The sequence below is a fragment of the Pseudomonas sp. GW822-FHT01E03 genome, from assembly GCF_058802985.1.
This window is the reverse complement of sequence record NZ_JBXAOQ010000007.1, coordinates 39716-54321: the sequence shown is the minus strand read 5'-3', so window position 1 is coordinate 54321 and position 14606 is coordinate 39716. Positions and strand designations below refer to the sequence as shown.

13 protein-coding genes are annotated in these 14606 nt (G+C 62.1%); 9 read left to right on the top strand and 4 right to left on the bottom strand.

Annotated elements, in window-relative coordinates; genetic code table 11:
- The first annotated feature begins 69 nt into the window (after window positions 1-69).
- The 6 genes from ribBA (at window position 70) to AC1RP7_RS15455 (ending at window position 7410) form a co-directional block, all read left to right on the top strand.
- Window positions 70-1179, top strand: a complete 1110-nt coding sequence (gene ribBA / locus AC1RP7_RS15480; RefSeq protein ID WP_349736722.1) for a bifunctional 3,4-dihydroxy-2-butanone-4-phosphate synthase/GTP cyclohydrolase II — start codon at window positions 70-72, stop codon at window positions 1177-1179.
- A 308-nt stretch (window positions 1180-1487) separates the two neighbouring features.
- Complete coding sequence (locus tag AC1RP7_RS15475; protein WP_095967714.1) at window positions 1488-2513, top strand: ABC transporter substrate-binding protein; 1026 nt, start codon at window positions 1488-1490, stop codon at window positions 2511-2513.
- The gene (locus AC1RP7_RS15470; RefSeq protein WP_173677950.1) at window positions 2510-3442 is read left to right on the top strand and encodes an ABC transporter permease; all 933 of its coding nucleotides are present in this window, start codon (window positions 2510-2512) and stop codon (window positions 3440-3442) included. Before AC1RP7_RS15475 ends, AC1RP7_RS15470 begins: the two co-directional genes overlap by 4 nt.
- Before the next feature lie 6 nt (window positions 3443-3448).
- Window positions 3449-4258, top strand: coding sequence for an ABC transporter permease (locus tag AC1RP7_RS15465; RefSeq protein ID WP_090456315.1), 810 nt, complete (start codon window positions 3449-3451; stop codon window positions 4256-4258).
- A 17-nt stretch (window positions 4259-4275) separates the two neighbouring features.
- Entirely contained in the window at window positions 4276-5430 is a 1155-nt protein-coding gene (locus tag AC1RP7_RS15460) for an ABC transporter ATP-binding protein (RefSeq protein WP_429521513.1), read from the top strand.
- A gap of 264 nt (window positions 5431-5694) precedes the next feature.
- Window positions 5695-7410, top strand: a complete 1716-nt coding sequence (locus AC1RP7_RS15455) for an amidase (RefSeq protein WP_493182582.1) — start codon at window positions 5695-5697, stop codon at window positions 7408-7410.
- Between the two features lie 44 nt (window positions 7411-7454).
- Here AC1RP7_RS15455 and AC1RP7_RS15450 read toward each other — a convergent pair whose 3' ends face one another.
- Window positions 7455-8453: a bile acid:sodium symporter family protein gene (locus tag AC1RP7_RS15450; protein WP_218496456.1), complete on the bottom strand. Its 999-nt coding sequence runs from the start codon at window positions 8451-8453 to the stop codon at window positions 7455-7457.
- A gap of 85 nt (window positions 8454-8538) precedes the next feature.
- Between AC1RP7_RS15450 and AC1RP7_RS15445 the strand changes: the two genes are divergently transcribed.
- A complete protein-coding gene (locus AC1RP7_RS15445; protein ID WP_223503793.1) occupies window positions 8539-9327 on the top strand; it encodes an AraC family transcriptional regulator in 789 nt (262 codons plus the stop codon).
- A gap of 219 nt (window positions 9328-9546) precedes the next feature.
- On the opposite strand, the gene AC1RP7_RS15440 is transcribed toward AC1RP7_RS15445, so the two are convergent.
- Window positions 9547-10647, bottom strand: coding sequence for a polyamine ABC transporter substrate-binding protein (locus AC1RP7_RS15440; RefSeq protein ID WP_150814357.1), 1101 nt, complete (start codon window positions 10645-10647; stop codon window positions 9547-9549).
- Between the two features lie 15 nt (window positions 10648-10662).
- On the opposite strand from AC1RP7_RS15440, the gene AC1RP7_RS15435 reads away from it, so the two are divergent.
- A complete protein-coding gene (locus AC1RP7_RS15435) occupies window positions 10663-10905 on the top strand; it encodes a hypothetical protein (RefSeq protein WP_090456324.1) in 243 nt (80 codons plus the stop codon).
- A gap of 76 nt (window positions 10906-10981) precedes the next feature.
- A complete protein-coding gene (locus AC1RP7_RS15430; protein ID WP_493182579.1) occupies window positions 10982-12574 on the top strand; it encodes a hypothetical protein in 1593 nt (530 codons plus the stop codon).
- Window positions 12575-13005: 431 nt separating this feature from the next.
- Here AC1RP7_RS15430 and AC1RP7_RS15425 read toward each other — a convergent pair whose 3' ends face one another.
- Both AC1RP7_RS15425 and AC1RP7_RS15420 read right to left on the bottom strand, forming a co-directional pair.
- Window positions 13006-13761 (bottom strand): HvfC family RiPP maturation protein, encoded by a 756-nt coding sequence (locus AC1RP7_RS15425; protein ID WP_218496451.1) that lies wholly within the window; start codon window positions 13759-13761, stop codon window positions 13006-13008.
- Entirely contained in the window at window positions 13754-14596 is an 843-nt protein-coding gene (locus AC1RP7_RS15420; protein ID WP_218496446.1) for an HvfB family MNIO-type RiPP peptide maturase, read from the bottom strand. The genes AC1RP7_RS15425 and AC1RP7_RS15420 overlap by 8 nt, the downstream gene beginning before the upstream one ends.
- Between the last annotated feature and the right edge of the window lie 10 nt (window positions 14597-14606).

Below are 14606 nucleotides of genomic sequence, written 5' to 3'. Positions count from 1 at the left end.
GTGACCTCTCGGTTTGTTTTGTATTATGGTATACCACAATACTCATCCAACAAACACTGAGACTCCAGCATGGCCTTCAACAGCATCGAAGAAATCATCGAAGATTACCGCCTCGGCAAAATGGTCCTGCTGGTGGACGACGAAGACCGGGAAAACGAAGGCGACCTGTTGCTGGCCGCCGACTGCTGCACGCCCGAGGCGATCAGTTTCATGGCCCGCGAAGCCCGTGGCCTGATCTGCCTGACCTTGACCGACGAGCACTGCAAGCGCCTGGGCCTGGAGCAGATGGTGCCGAGCAACGGCAGCGTGTTCAGCACCGCCTTCACCGTGTCCATCGAGGCCGCCGTCGGGGTGACCACCGGTATCTCCGCCGCCGATCGTGCCTGCACCGTGGCCGCCGCCGTCGCTGCCAACGCCGGCCCTGCCGACATCGTGCAACCCGGCCATATCTTCCCGTTGCGTGCCCGGGAAGGCGGCGTGCTGACCCGCGCCGGTCATACCGAGGCCGGTTGCGACCTGGCCCGCCTGGCCGGCCATACCCCGGCCTCGGTGATCGTCGAAGTGATGAACGACGACGGCACCATGGCCCGGCGCCCTGACCTGGAAGTATTTGCGCGCAAACACGGGATCAAGATCGGCACCATCGCCGACCTGATCCACTACCGCCTTAGCACCGAACACACCATCGTGCGCATCGGTGAACGTGATCTGCCCACCGTACACGGCACCTTTCGTCTGATCACCTTTGAGGATCACATCGAAGGCGGTGTCCACATGGCCATGGTCATGGGCGATCTGCGCCGTGATGAGCCGACGCTGGTGCGCGTGCATGTGATTGACCCGTTGCGCGATCTGGTCGGTGCCGAGTACAGCGGGCCGACCAACTGGACCTTGTGGGCCGCCTTGCAGCGTGTCGCCGCCGAAGGTCACGGCGTGGTGGTGGTGCTGGCCAATCACGAATCCTCCCAGGCGTTGCTCGAACGTGTACCGCAATTGACCCAGACGCCCCGACAGTTCAGCCGTTCGCAGTCGCGGATTTATTCGGAGGTGGGCACCGGTGCGCAGATCCTGCAGAACCTGGGTGTCGGCAAGCTGCGCCATCTCGGGCCGCCGCTGAAATATGCCGGTTTGACCGGGTATGACCTGGAAGTGGTGGAGAGTATTCCTTTCACGGGTTGACGCATCCCCTGTGGGAGCGAGCTTGCTCGCGATAGCGGTATGTCAGTCAACATTGATTTCGACTGACACGCCCTCATCGCGAGCAAGCTCGCTCCCACAAGGGACTGCGTCGCCGGGCAATCTTCGGAGCCACTGAAAAACCACGTTTGGCTGATAGCCGGTACGGCAAAATGCTTGCACAAAGTTTGGAATACCATAATATGATATTCCATAGACCGGACAGTCAGCACTGACTCGACGGACCTACTGCTCCCGATAGGCGGGCACTCCAAAGCCCCGCTCATAAACACAACAATGAGGGCGTGAAAATGGTGTTGAACAAACGTGCGACCGCAGTTCTTTTTGCGGGACTGCTGAGCGTGACCAGCCAGGCATTGCTGGCGGCTGAAAGCGTCAACTTCGTGAGTTGGGGCGGCAGCACCCAGGATGCGCAGAAGCAGGCCTGGGCCGACCCGTTCAGCAAGGCCAGTGGCATTACCGTCGTGCAGGATGGCCCGACCGACTACGGCAAACTCAAGGCCATGGTCGAGAGCGGCAACGTGCAGTGGGACGTGGTCGACGTCGAAGCCGACTTCGCCTTGCGCGCCGCCGCCGAAGGCTTGCTCGAACCCCTCGATTTCAAAGTCATTGAACGCGACAAGATCGACCCGCGCTTCGTCAGCGATCACGGCGTCGGCTCGTTCTTTTTCTCCTTCGTCCTCGGCTACAACGAAGGCAAGCTCGGCGCCAACAAGCCGCAGGACTGGTCCGCGCTGTTCGACACCAAGACCTACCCCGGCAAACGCGCCCTCTACAAATGGCCAAGCCCTGGCGTGCTGGAACTGGCGCTGCTGGCCGACGGTGTAGCGGCGGACAAGCTCTACCCGCTGGACCTGGATCGCGCCTTCAAGAAACTCGACACCATCAAGAAAGACATCGTCTGGTGGGGCGGCGGCGCGCAGTCGCAGCAACTGCTGGCCTCCGGTGAGGCGAGCATGGGCCAGTTCTGGAACGGCCGGATCCATGCCCTGCAGGAAGACGGCGCGCCGGTCGGCGTAAGCTGGAAGCAGAACCTGGTCATGGCCGACATCCTGGTCATCCCCAAGGGTTCGAAAAACAAGGACGCGGCGATGAAGTTCCTGGCCAACGCCAGCAGTGCCAAGGGCCAGGCGGACTTCTCCAACCTGACCGCCTACGCCCCGGTCAACGTCGACAGTGTGGCGCGCCTGGATTCGGCGCTGGCCCCGAACCTGCCGACCGCCTACGCAAAGGATCAGATCACTCTTGATTTCGCGTACTGGGCCAAGAACGGTCCGGCCATCGCGACACGGTGGAACGAATGGCTGGTCAAATGAAAATGACGGTAACCGCGTCCCGTCCATCCACGCCAGTCGGGAGCGCCTCCGGCGCTGTCGGCAAGGCGGCTGCGATGACGCAATCCCCTACCCTGGCGCAACGCTGGCGCGGATCGAGCAACCTGATCCCCGCCCTGCTGTTCCTCGGCCTGTTCTTTCTCGCGCCGCTGATTGGCCTGCTGTTGCGCGGCGTGCTGGAACCGGTGCCGGGCCTGGGCAACTATGAGCAATTGTTCGCCAACTCGGCCTATGCGCGGGTGTTGCTCAACACCTTCTCGGTGGCCGGCCTGGTGACGCTGTTCAGCCTGTTGCTGGGCTTCCCGCTGGCTTGGGCGATCACCCTGGTGCCGCGCGGCTGGGGGCGCTGGATCCTGAATATCGTGCTGCTGTCGATGTGGACCAGCCTGCTCGCCCGCACCTACTCCTGGCTGGTGTTGCTGCAAGCCTCCGGGGTGATCAACAAGGCGTTGATGGCCATGGGCATCATCGATCAACCGCTGGAGATGGTGCACAACCTCACCGGCGTGGTGATCGGCATGAGCTACATCATGATCCCGTTCATCGTGCTGCCGTTGCAGGCGACCATGCAGGCCATCGACCCGATGATCCTGCAGGCCGGCTCGATCTGCGGCGCCAGCCCGTGGACCAACTTCTTCCGGGTGTTCCTGCCGCTGTGCCGGCCGGGGTTGTTCTCCGGCGGCCTGATGGTGTTCGTGATGTCCCTCGGTTACTACGTGACCCCGGCGCTGCTGGGCGGTGCGCAGAACATGATGCTGCCCGAGTTCATCATTCAGCAGGTGCAGTCGTTCCTCAACTGGGGCCTGGCCAGCGCCGGCGCCGCGTTGCTGATCGTGATCACGCTGGTGTTGTTCTACTTCTACCTGAAGCTCCAGCCGGAATCCCCGGTTGGCGCCAGCAACGCGAGGTAAGCCGTCATGCTCCTGACCCCCAATGCCATGAGCCGGCGCATGCGCTTCGGCCTGTATGCCACCACCGGGCTGATCGGTCTGTTCCTGCTGCTGCCGATTGTGTTCATCGTGCTGCTGTCGTTCGGCTCGTCGCAATGGCTGGTGTTCCCGCCACCGGGCTGGACCCTGAAATGGTACGGCCAGTTCTTCTCCAACGCCGACTGGATGAGCGCGGCCATGGCCAGCCTCAAGGTCGCGGTGCTGACCACGTTCTTCGCCGTGGCCCTGGGCCTGCCCACAGCTTTCGCCCTGGTGCGTGGCCGCTTCCCCGGCCGGGAAATGCTCTACGGTCTGTTCACTCTGCCAATGATCGTGCCGCTGGTGATCATCGCCGTGGCGGTGTACGCGCTGTTCCTGAAACTGGGCTACACCGGGACCATGTTCGCGTTCGTGGTCAGCCACGTCATCGTCGCGCTGCCGTTCACCATCATCTCGATAATCAATTCGCTGAAGCTGTTCGATCAGTCGATCGAGGATGCAGCGGTGATCTGCGGCGCCTCGCGTCTGCAAGCGGTGTTCAAGGTGACCTTCCCGGCGATTCGTCCGGGCATGGTGGCCGGCGCCCTCTTCGCCTTCCTCGTCTCCTGGGATGAAGTGGTGCTGAGCGTGATGATGGCCAGCCCGACCCTGCAAACCCTTCCCGTAAAAATGTGGACCACCCTGCGCCAGGACCTGACGCCCGTGATCGCCGTCGCCTCGACGCTGCTGATCGGCCTCTCGGTATTGGTCATGGTGATCGCCGCCGCACTGCGCCGGCGTAATGAAATCAGCGCCTGAGCGCGCAGGAGTACGACATGAGTGCAGTGATCAAAGATTCCGCGCAGCAAAATGACAAGCCCCTGGTAAGCCTGCGCAACCTGAACAAATACTACGGCGACTTTGCCGCCGTGGACGACATCTCTCTGGACATCAAAGACGGTGAATTCCTCACCTTCCTCGGTTCCAGCGGCTCGGGCAAAAGCACCACGCTGTCGATGCTCGCCGGTTTCGAAACCCCGAGCAGCGGCGAGATCCTGGTCAACGGCCAGTCGCTGGTGAATGTGCCGCCGCACAAACGCGATATCGGCATGGTGTTCCAGCGCTATTCGCTGTTCCCGCACCTGTCGGTACGCGACAACATCGCCTTCCCGTTGGCCATCCGCAAACTGGCCGCCGCCGAACGCGAACGCCGGGTCGATGCGATGCTCAAGCTGGTGCAGCTTGAACAATTTGCCCATCGCCGTCCTTCGCAACTGTCCGGTGGCCAGCAGCAACGAGTCGCCATTGCACGGGCGCTGGTTTATGAGCCACGCATCCTGCTGATGGACGAACCCCTCGGTGCGCTGGACAAGAAACTGCGCGAAGACTTGCAGGACGAACTGCGTCAGCTGCATCGACGCCTGGGCATCACCATCGTCTACGTGACCCACGATCAGGAAGAAGCCATGCGCCTGTCCCAGCGCATCGCGATTTTCAGCCACGGCAAGATCGTCGGCCTGGGCAGCGGCTATGACCTGTACCAGAATCCGCCGAATGCTTTTGTCGCCTCGTTCCTTGGCAACTCCAACTTCCTCAAACTCAAGGCCCAGGGTAATGCGGTGGCGACCTTCGAAGGGAAACCGCTGTCGATCCGACTCACGGCCGGCCTGCAAACTGATCAGAACGTGTTGCTGATGGTGCGTCCGGAAAAAGCCCTGGCCCTGAGCAATGAACAGGCCGTTGCCGAACCCTTGGCTGCCGGCTGGAACGAAGTCTCGGCCAAGGTCGTGGAAGTGCTGTTTCTGGGTGAAAGCCAGACGTGCAGCGTGGTCACCGCTGGCGGCACCTCGATGACGGTCAAGGCGCTGTCCGCCGCCGGCATGCCGCTCAAGTCCGGTGACCCGGTGCGGGTGCGCTGGGCTACCGCGGATGCCTGCGTCTACACCGAATGGGCCGAAAGCGACCTGAACAAGGCCGCCGGCGCTCACTGATCCATTGGCCTGCGCGCGCGGGCCACTATAATGAGTCACCCTCGGGCCACCACAACGTCGGGTTGTGGTGGCCTTTTTTCTGTCGCCTGTAAGATAAATTGGACAACGGATTCCTAAAATCCCGGTTTAATGCTAAATAGTGCTCAGTATTTTTAACACCCGACCCTGTCGTGCCACACAGTGCAACGAGAATAACGATATGAAAGTCCATTTCGAGAAAAGTGAAGTGTTTGGGACCCTCCACCTGCAAGCGGCGGTGGCAGCATGATCGAAGTTACCGAAGTTTCCATTGCCGAGCTGCGCGCCGCGCTCGAATCCGGCCAGACCACCTCGGTTGAACTGGTCCAGGCTTATCTTGCGCGGATCGACGCCTTTGACGGCCCCGAAACGCCTACCGCGCTGAACGCGGTCGTGGTTCGCAACCCCGAGGCGCTCGCCGAAGCCCAGGCGTCCGACGCCCGTCGCGCCAAGGGCCAGACGCTGGGGCCGTTGGACGGGATCCCCTACACCGCCAAGGACAGCTATCTGGTCAAGGGCCTCACCGCCGCTTCCGGCAGCCCGGCCTTCAAGGACCTGGTCGCCTATCGCGATGCGTTCACCATCGAACGCCTGCGCGCCGCCGGGGCCATCTGCCTGGGCAAGACCAACATGCCGCCAATGGCCAACGGCGGGATGCAGCGTGGTGTCTACGGCCGCGCCGAGAGCCCGTACAACGCTGACTACCTCACGGCCCCTTTCGCCTCCGGCTCGTCGAACGGTGCCGGCACGGCGACCGCGGCCAGTTTCTCGGCCTTCGGCCTGGCGGAAGAAACCTGGTCGAGCGGCCGTGGACCGGCCTCGAACAATGGCTTGTGCGCCTACACCCCTTCGCGCGGCGTGATCTCGGTGCGCGGCAACTGGCCGTTGACCCCGACCATGGACGTGGTCGTGCCGTTTGCCCGGACCATGGCCGACCTGCTCGAAGTGCTCGACGTGGTGGTGGCCGATGACCCGGACACCCGTGGCGACCTGTGGCGCCTGCAGCCCTGGGTACCGATCCCGAAATCGTCTGAGGTACGCCCTGAGTCCTATGCCGCGCTGGCCGCGAATAGCGATGCGCTCAAAGGCAAGAAATTCGGCATCCCGCGCATGTACATCAACGCCGACCCTGAAGCCGGCACCTCCGAAGCACCGGGCATCGGTGGCCCGACTGGCCAACGCATCAACACCCGTCCTTCGGTGATCGGGCTCTGGGAACAGGCGCGCAAGGCCCTCGAAGCCGCGGGCGCCGAAGTGCTCGAAGTCGACTTCCCGCTGGTCTCCAATTGCGAGGGCGATCGTCCTGGTGCGCCGACCGTGTTCAATCGCGGCATCGTCTCCAAGGAATTTTTACACCATGAACTGTGGGACCTGTCCGCCTGGGCCTTCGATGATTTCCTGCAAGCGAACGGCGATCCCAAACTGAATCGCCTCGTCGATGTCGACGGCCCGCAGATCTTCCCTCATGACCCGGGCACCCTGCCCAATCGCGAGGGTGACCTGGCCGCCGGCATGGACGAATACGTGCGCATGGCCGAACGCGGCATCACGCCGTGGGATCAGATCAGCACGGTGCCGGACGGCCTGCGCGGCCTGGAAAAGACCCGCAAGATCGATCTGGAAGACTGGATGGATCGCCTGGGCCTCGACGCGGTGCTGTTCCCGACGGTGGCCGATGTGGGTCCGGCGAATGCCGATGTCGATCCGCAATCGGCGGATATCGCCTGGAGCAACGGCGTATGGGTCGCCAATGGCAACCTCGCCATCCGTCATCTCGGTGTGCCGACGGTCACCGTACCGATGGGCGTGATGCCGGACATCGGCATGCCGGTCGGCCTGACGTTTGCCGGGCGTGCCTATGACGACTCGTCGCTGCTGCACCTGGCGTCGGCGTTCGAATCGACCGGAAGCAAACGCATGATCCCGCCGCGTACCCCGCCATTGGTCGCTCACAAGCGCTGACCCGTAACCCGTGGCGGCTCACTCGAGCCGCCACGGCTGGCAAATCAGGGATCAACCTGGGCCATCAGCTCGGGAATCGATTCCGGCCGCTTGGCATAACGCTGTGCCAGCACCGCACAGACCATCAGTTGAATCTGGTGGAACAACATCAGCGGCAAGATCAGCAAGCCAATGGTGCTACCGGCAAACAGCACCTGCGCCATCGGCACGCCGGTCGCCAGGCTTTTCTTCGAGCCGCAAAAGAGAATGGTGATGCGGTCTTCCTGGTTGAAGCCGAATGCCTTGCCCAGTACGGTCGAAGCCACCAACACCAGCGCCAGAACGATGCAGCAGACCAGCACCAGCCCAAGCAGATCCAACAACGGAATCTGCTGCCAGATGCCTTCGATCACCGCTTCGCTGAACGCGCCGTAGACCACCAGCAGAATCGAACCCTGGTCGACGAACTTCAACCAGCTCTTGTTGCGCGCCACCCAGTTGCCGATCCAGCGCCGCGCGATCTGCCCGGCAATGAACGGCAGCAGCAACTGCACGCTGATCTTGAGGATGGCGTCGAGGGTCGAGGCGCCTTCGCCGTGGACATTCAGCAGCAGGGTCACCAGCAACGGCGTGAGGAAAATCCCGAACAGGCTGGACGCCGCCGCGCTGCAAATCGCCGCCGGGATGTTGCCCCGCGCCAGCGAAGTAAAGGCAATCGCCGACTGCACCGTGGCGGGCAACGCGCACAGGTAGAGCATGCCCATGTACAGGTCATTGCCGATCAGCGGCGACAGCAGCGGCTTGAGCGCCAGACCGAGCAACGGAAACAGCACGAAGGTCAGGCTGAACACCAGCAAATGCAGGCGCCAGTGCCCGGCACCGGCAATGATCGACTCGCGGGACAGCTTGGCGCCATGCAGGAAAAACAGCAGCGCAATGGCGATGTTGGTCAGCCAGCCAAAACCGAGCGCGACCTGGCCGCTGACGGGCAGCAGGCTGGCGAGCGTCACTACGCCGATCAGGGTCAGGGTGAAGTTGTCGGGTAACAAACGGGGGCGAGTCATGGGGTTGATCATCCGGGGGTTGCCAGTACATGAAAGTGACTCTAACGTGCCTGATAATTACCGACTAACGCCGATGAGCCAGCTGATGCCGCCTAAAGGACATGACAAGAGTGTTCGACGCAGTATTCCCGGGCTATCCAGCCTGCCACGACCGCTCTACGGCCGTACCGAATCGCTGCCCAATCGCGCACTGACCCGGCGCCACAGCCACCCGTGGGTGCAGCTTTCCTATGCGATTGCGGGCGTGCTCGAAATACAGACCGGCGTCGGGCGTTTCGTGGCCCCGCCGGAGCGTGCCGTGTGGATTCCGGCGGGCATGCCGCACCGGGTGTTCAGTTCGCCGCGCACGGAAATGCGCAGCCTGTACATCGATTGCAGCGTCTCGACGTGGGCACCGCCGGGCTGTCATGTACTGGGGGTCAGCGATTTGTTGCGCGAGTTGATCCGCGCCTTCAGTCAGGTTCCGGTGGAATACGATCAGGACGGGCCGCACGGTCGGTTGGCCCAGGTGATTCTGGATCAGTTGGCCGAGGCGCCACAGATCGACTTGATGCTGCCGCTGCCCCAGGACAGCCGATTGCGGCAAATCGCGCAAAGCCTGGAGTCGCACCCGGAGCAACAGACCACGCTCAGCCACTGGAGCGACCAATTCGGCGTCACCGAGAAAACCCTCAGTCGCCTGTTCCTGCGCGACACCGGCCTGACCTTTCGCGCCTGGCGCCAGCGCTTGCGCCTGCTCGGCGCCCTGACGCCACTGGAACAGGGTGAGCGAGTGACCGACGTCGCGTTGGCCTGTGGCTACGATTCGACGTCAGCGTTTATCGCTGCCTTCCGCCAGCAGTTCGGCGAAACACCGGGGGAGTTTTTTCGCTGAGTCCAACACCGTACACCTCTGTTGCCTGTCAGTCCGCCATCGCGAGCAAGCTCGCTCCCACAGGGGCCATGGGTATACACAAAACCTGTGCTCGACATAAAAATCTGTGGAGCGAGCTTGCTCGCGATGGCGCCGGGTCAGTCGACACCTGCATTGACTGTCAGGTCGCTATCGCGAGCAGGCTCGCTCCTACAGGGATTTCACATAAATATCCCGGTGTTACTGATCGGACTTGATACTGGTCCAGACCCGGGTACGGACCCGCTCAAGCTTTTGCGGCAGTGGCTGCACGACGTACAGCGTCTTCAATGCCTCGCTGGTCGGTGTCAGGTTCGGGTTGCCGGTGATGTCCTTGTTGATCAGCGCCAGCGAGTCCTTGTTGGCATTCGGGTAACCGAGGAAGTCGCTGATCGGCGCGATGACTTTCGGGTCCAGCAGGTGGTTGAGGAATTCGTGGGCCTCGGCGACGTTCTTCGCGCTTTTCGGGATGGCGAAGGTGTCGAACCAGATCGGCGCGCCTTCTTTCGGCAGGCGCCAGTCGACGACCACGCCGTTGCCCGCCTCTTTGGCGCGATTGCCGAATTGATAGAAGCTGCCGGAGTAACCGATGGCCACGCAGATATCGCCGTTGGCGATGTCGGTCATGTACTTGGCGGAGTTGAAATAGGTGACGTAGGGGCGAACCTTGAGCATCAATGCCTTGGCTTTTTCGTAGTCATCGGGGTTCTGGCTGTTCGGATCCAGCCCCAGGTAATGCAGGGCCAGCGGCAGGATCTCCGACGGTGAGTCGAGCATCGCTACGCCACAGGCCTTGAGCTTCTCCATGTTCTCGGGCTTGAACACCAGGTCCCAGCTGTCCACCGGCGCATTCTCGCCCAGCGCCGCCTTGACCTTGGCCGGGTTGAAACCGATCAACACGGTGCCATACATGTAGGGCACGCCGTACTGGTTGCCCGGGTCGTTCTTGTCCAGCAGCTTGAGCAATGCAGGGTCCTGGTGCGACCAGTTCGGCAACCTGGACTTGTCGAGCTTCTGGAACACGCCCGCCTTGATCTGGGTCTCGATGAACTGGTTCGACGGCACCACCAGGTCGTAGCCCGAGTTGCCGGTCAGCAGCTTGGCTTCCAGGGACTCGTTGGTGTCGAAGGTGTCCCAGGTCACCTTGATCCCGGTGTCCTTGGCGAAATCCTTGGGCACGGACGGCAGGATGTAGTCCGCCCAGTTGTACACCCGCAATTCGCGCTGTTCGGCATGCACCGCGCTGGCCAGCAGCGACAGTCCGCAAACGGTGGCGCCCAGTATGCGTTTCATTGAGTCCATGGATCATTTCCCCAAGTGTGGCGTGAGTTCGATGGTTTTTATGTTCTGTACACGGCAGCAGCCTTGAAAACAGCCAAGGGCAAGGAAGTGAAGCGTCTGGTTGTGGTTTTCACCTTGGGTTGCCGACTCAGCCACCCGCGTCTGATTCTTGCTGACGGCGTCGCCGGTTCACAGCGTGAGGCAGGCCAAAAGGAGATCGAAATGGCCAAAATACATGTCCGCTTTGATCAGCGGTGCGAGGCCTTTCACCGAGGTTAGTCCAAACAGCCGATGCCCGGGCAGCCTCGTTGCCGCTTATTGCGCATCACACCAATAACAAGATCGCGAGGCTTCGATGCGTGCTCCACTCCTGCTTGCCCTGCCCCTGCTCGGCCTGCTCAGTGCCTGTTCCGAACCCTATGAACCGCAACCGCTGGCCAGCAACGGCAGCGCCACACCCTTGATCGGTAGCGCCGCTGTCGCGCAACCGCTGAACGGTACCATTCCCGCCAACCCCTACATGACCAGCAACGGCAGCAGCTACATGCATTCCGATGGCTACAGCTCCGACACGCACCCGGGGCCAGGTCCGTTGGGCCGGGATGTTCAGGTGAACAGTCGCGATGGCAGCCGCAAGCCCGGCGGCATGTGCCCGATCCATACCTTCGATCAGCAGGGTCGCCTGGTGGTGTTGTGCGCCAACCTGATGCAGTTCGAACTGCAATTGCTCGAACCACGCACCCTCAAGCTGCTGGCCCGCTATCCGCTGCCGCCGCGTCCGTCGACTTTCCACGCGCTGATTAGCCTGGACCCGGACAAGATCATGGCCGACACCTCCGGCGCCTATTTCTATGTCGACGAACAGAATCGCGTGGTCATCGCCGATGCCGAGCAGCACATCCAGCGCGTCGTGCATCGTCAGGATGAGTCCGGTGCGTGGTCGTTCGAAGCGGTCGACAACTGGGACCTGAGCGACAAGGTCCCCCACGATTGTGTGAAGCCTGCCAACTGGTTCCCCAAAGGCGAATGCGACCCCGTCACCGGGGTCATGCCCGATCACCGGGGCTTGATCTGGTGGATCACCCGGCGCGGCCGCATCGGCACCCTGAACCCCGACACCGGCAAGGTCCAGGGCATTCAACTGGCCAACGAAGAAATCCAGAACGGCATGTCGGTGGCGGCCGATGGTGTCTATCTGGTGTCCGACCACGCCATGTACCGCTTCGTCGCCGATGCCGAGGGCAAGCCCGTGCAAGGCTGGCGCGAAGTCTATGACCGCGGCACCGGGCGCAAGGTCGGCGCGATCAATCAGGGCAGCGGTACCACCCCGACCCTGCTCGGCGAGCGCTACGTCACCATCACCGACAACAGCGACGGACGCATCAACCTGCTGGTCTACCGTCGCGAGCAGGACTACGCCGGCAATCGCCTGATCTGCAAGCTGCCGGTGTTCGACAACAACGCCTCGGCCACCGACAACTCGGCCATCGGCTGGGGTCGCTCGATCATCCTCGAGAACAACGCCGGCTACACCAGCGCCTTCGCGCAGAAGGACTGGCAGGCCGTGCACGGCGGCATCAGCCGCATCGACATCCGCACCGATGAGTCGGGCTGCGACCGGATCTGGGAATCGAAGGAACGCTCGCCATCGGTGGTCCCCAAACTCTCGGTGAGCAACGGTCTGCTGTACTTCTACACCTTCGAGCCGCAGCCCGACGGAGAGAACGCCTGGTACCTGATGGCGCTGGATTTCGACAGCGGCCAGACCCGATTCAAGGCGCTGAGCGGGGTCGGCCAGGCCTTCGACAACAACTGGTCGCCGATCACATTGGCGCCGGACGGCACGGCCTATGTCGGGACTTTCGGTGGGTTGGTTGCTCTTTGGGACAAGGGGGTGAATGCAACAAACGAGCAACCACGCGTGAGTGCCAGCGGCGGCCAACCCTGAAAAGCGATTCATTGTGGGAGCGAGCATCCCACAGGTATCGAGTACATCTGCAAGATTTCGGTCGGCTGGCAGGCCGACCTATTCGCAATTGAACGCGTTCCCTGTAGGAGCGAGCTTGCTCGCGAAAAACGTCTGGACAACACGATCAATCAGGCAGCACGCGTTATCGTTGACGTCCATCGCGAGCAAGCTCGCTCCTACAGGGCCGAGCGTTAGCTCGGAAGGCTGAGCGGAGGAACCCCGAGCCTAAGCGAGGGGCCGTACGTTCGGGGCGAGACCTTTGGTTCCTTTGGGCTGGGCCGGCACTCCGGCGTTTGCCAAAGGGACTCGCCGTAAGGGCGAAACCGCCAGCCGCCGTTACCGCAGCAACGGATATGTACTCAATCAACCAAGAACCTGGTCGGCCCAAAGGCCGCCAAGGTCAAAGAATATCAACCAACACCAACAACCCCCTCCCCATGCATCTGCCGCAACAACACCAACCCACCCTCCAGAAACTCCGAAGCCCCCACCGCCCCCGCCTCGATCGCCAGTCCTTGCAACTGCTCACGCCCGGTCAACTCGGGAAACTCGCCAATTCGCAGCAACAACCGCCACGCCAACGGACTCAATTCAGAAAACCTCACACTCCAGTCCTCGGCGCGACGCACCAGCAACAAGGTCGGCTGAGCAGGCGCCACATCAGGCTGGTAATCCGGCCCCACCCTTTGCACCGGCCAGGCATACGCCAACGGCCAGGCCAGCGGCGACACCCGCAAGGGCCGATCCAGCAGCAACGCGGCATCACCACCCACCAGAAGCTCGGCGTCAGACTGTTGCAACGCCATTTCCACCCACTCGTAATGCGCCAGCTCCACCATGAACGGCGGCCACGGCCCATCACTCAACGCCTGAGGCCCGGCCGCGAGAAACTCGACAAACTCCTGGGCGATCTCACCGAATTTCGGCGTGCGGGCGCGGTAGTCCCGTAGAAAGATCCGCACCAGCGAACGCCAGTGCTCGTCACCCAGAATCTTCACCAACACCGGAAAGGTGCCACTGAGCAGCGAAGACAGGTTGGCGAACACCAGATCGCGATAAACCAGGGCCCGCGCCGGGTCCATTTCGGTGGGGGGGCCGTTGCGTTCAGGGTCGCGCAGGTACAGGCCCATGGTGGTTTGCTGATGCAAAAGACTCGACTTACCCACGGTTCACGCCCTCCTGTTGCAGGCGGCGAATGGTCTGCAATTCCGCCACCAGTTCAGCGAAGACGGGAAAGTTGAAATCCCGCTCCAGCAAGGTCGGTTGCGCACCGAACCGGGCATAAGCCTGGGCCAGCAACGACCACACCGCCGGTTTGACCGAAGCGCCATGGGTGTCGATCTTCAAGGTGTCAGACTCATCGAAATGCCCGGCAATGTGCATCGCCACCACCCGCCCCGAATCGATGCCAGCCAGGAACGCCTGCGGATCGAAGCCGTGGTTGATCGAATTGACGTACACGTTGTTGACGTCCAGCAACAGGTCGCAATCGGCCTCGCGCAGCACGGCATTGGTGAAGGTCACCTCGTCCATGTCCTGTTGAGGCGCGGCATAGTAAGAGACGTTTTCCACCGCCAGGCGTCGCCCGAGAATGTCCTGGGCCTGGCGAATACGCGCGGCGACGTGGTGCACCGCCTCTTCGGTAAAAGGCAACGGCAACAGGTCGTACAGGTGACCGTCATCGCTGCAATAGCTCAAATGCTCGCTGTACAGCGGCACGTTGTAGTGATCGAGAAAACCCCGGACTTCCTGCAAAAAACCAACGTCCAGCGGCGACGGCCCACCGAGGGACAGGGACAGGCCATGACAGGACAATGGATAGCGTTCCGCCAGGGCACGCAATGCCGCGCCGTGGGCACCGCCGATGCCAATCCAGTTTTCCGGTGCGATTTCCAGAAAGTCGAAATCGCCTGCTGGTGCGGCCTGGAGGTCTTTGAGTAAACCGCGACGCAGGCCAAGCCCTGCGCTGGCCTTGGCTACGGGGGGAATGGAGGTCTGCATGGTGTCGATC

Bases quoted from the DNA above. Each gene is read 5' to 3' on its own strand.
- ribBA (WP_349736722.1), top strand. From the start codon at position 70: ATGGCCTTCAACAGCATCGAAGAAATCATCGAAGATTACCGCCTCGGC.
- AC1RP7_RS15475 (WP_095967714.1), top strand. From the start codon at position 1,488: ATGGTGTTGAACAAACGTGCGACCGCAGTTCTTTTTGCGGGACTGCTG.
- AC1RP7_RS15470 (WP_173677950.1), top strand. From the start codon at position 2,510: ATGAAAATGACGGTAACCGCGTCCCGTCCATCCACGCCAGTCGGGAGC.
- AC1RP7_RS15465 (WP_090456315.1), top strand. From the start codon at position 3,449: ATGCTCCTGACCCCCAATGCCATGAGCCGGCGCATGCGCTTCGGCCTG.
- AC1RP7_RS15460 (WP_429521513.1), top strand. From the start codon at position 4,276: ATGAGTGCAGTGATCAAAGATTCCGCGCAGCAAAATGACAAGCCCCTG.
- AC1RP7_RS15455 (WP_493182582.1), top strand. From the start codon at position 5,695: ATGATCGAAGTTACCGAAGTTTCCATTGCCGAGCTGCGCGCCGCGCTC.
- AC1RP7_RS15450 (WP_218496456.1), bottom strand. From the start codon at position 8,453: ATGACTCGCCCCCGTTTGTTACCCGACAACTTCACCCTGACCCTGATC.
- AC1RP7_RS15445 (WP_223503793.1), top strand. From the start codon at position 8,539: ATGCCGCCTAAAGGACATGACAAGAGTGTTCGACGCAGTATTCCCGGG.
- AC1RP7_RS15440 (WP_150814357.1), bottom strand. From the start codon at position 10,647: ATGGACTCAATGAAACGCATACTGGGCGCCACCGTTTGCGGACTGTCG.
- AC1RP7_RS15430 (WP_493182579.1), top strand. From the start codon at position 10,982: ATGCGTGCTCCACTCCTGCTTGCCCTGCCCCTGCTCGGCCTGCTCAGT.
- AC1RP7_RS15420 (WP_218496446.1), bottom strand. From the start codon at position 14,596: ATGCAGACCTCCATTCCCCCCGTAGCCAAGGCCAGCGCAGGGCTTGGC.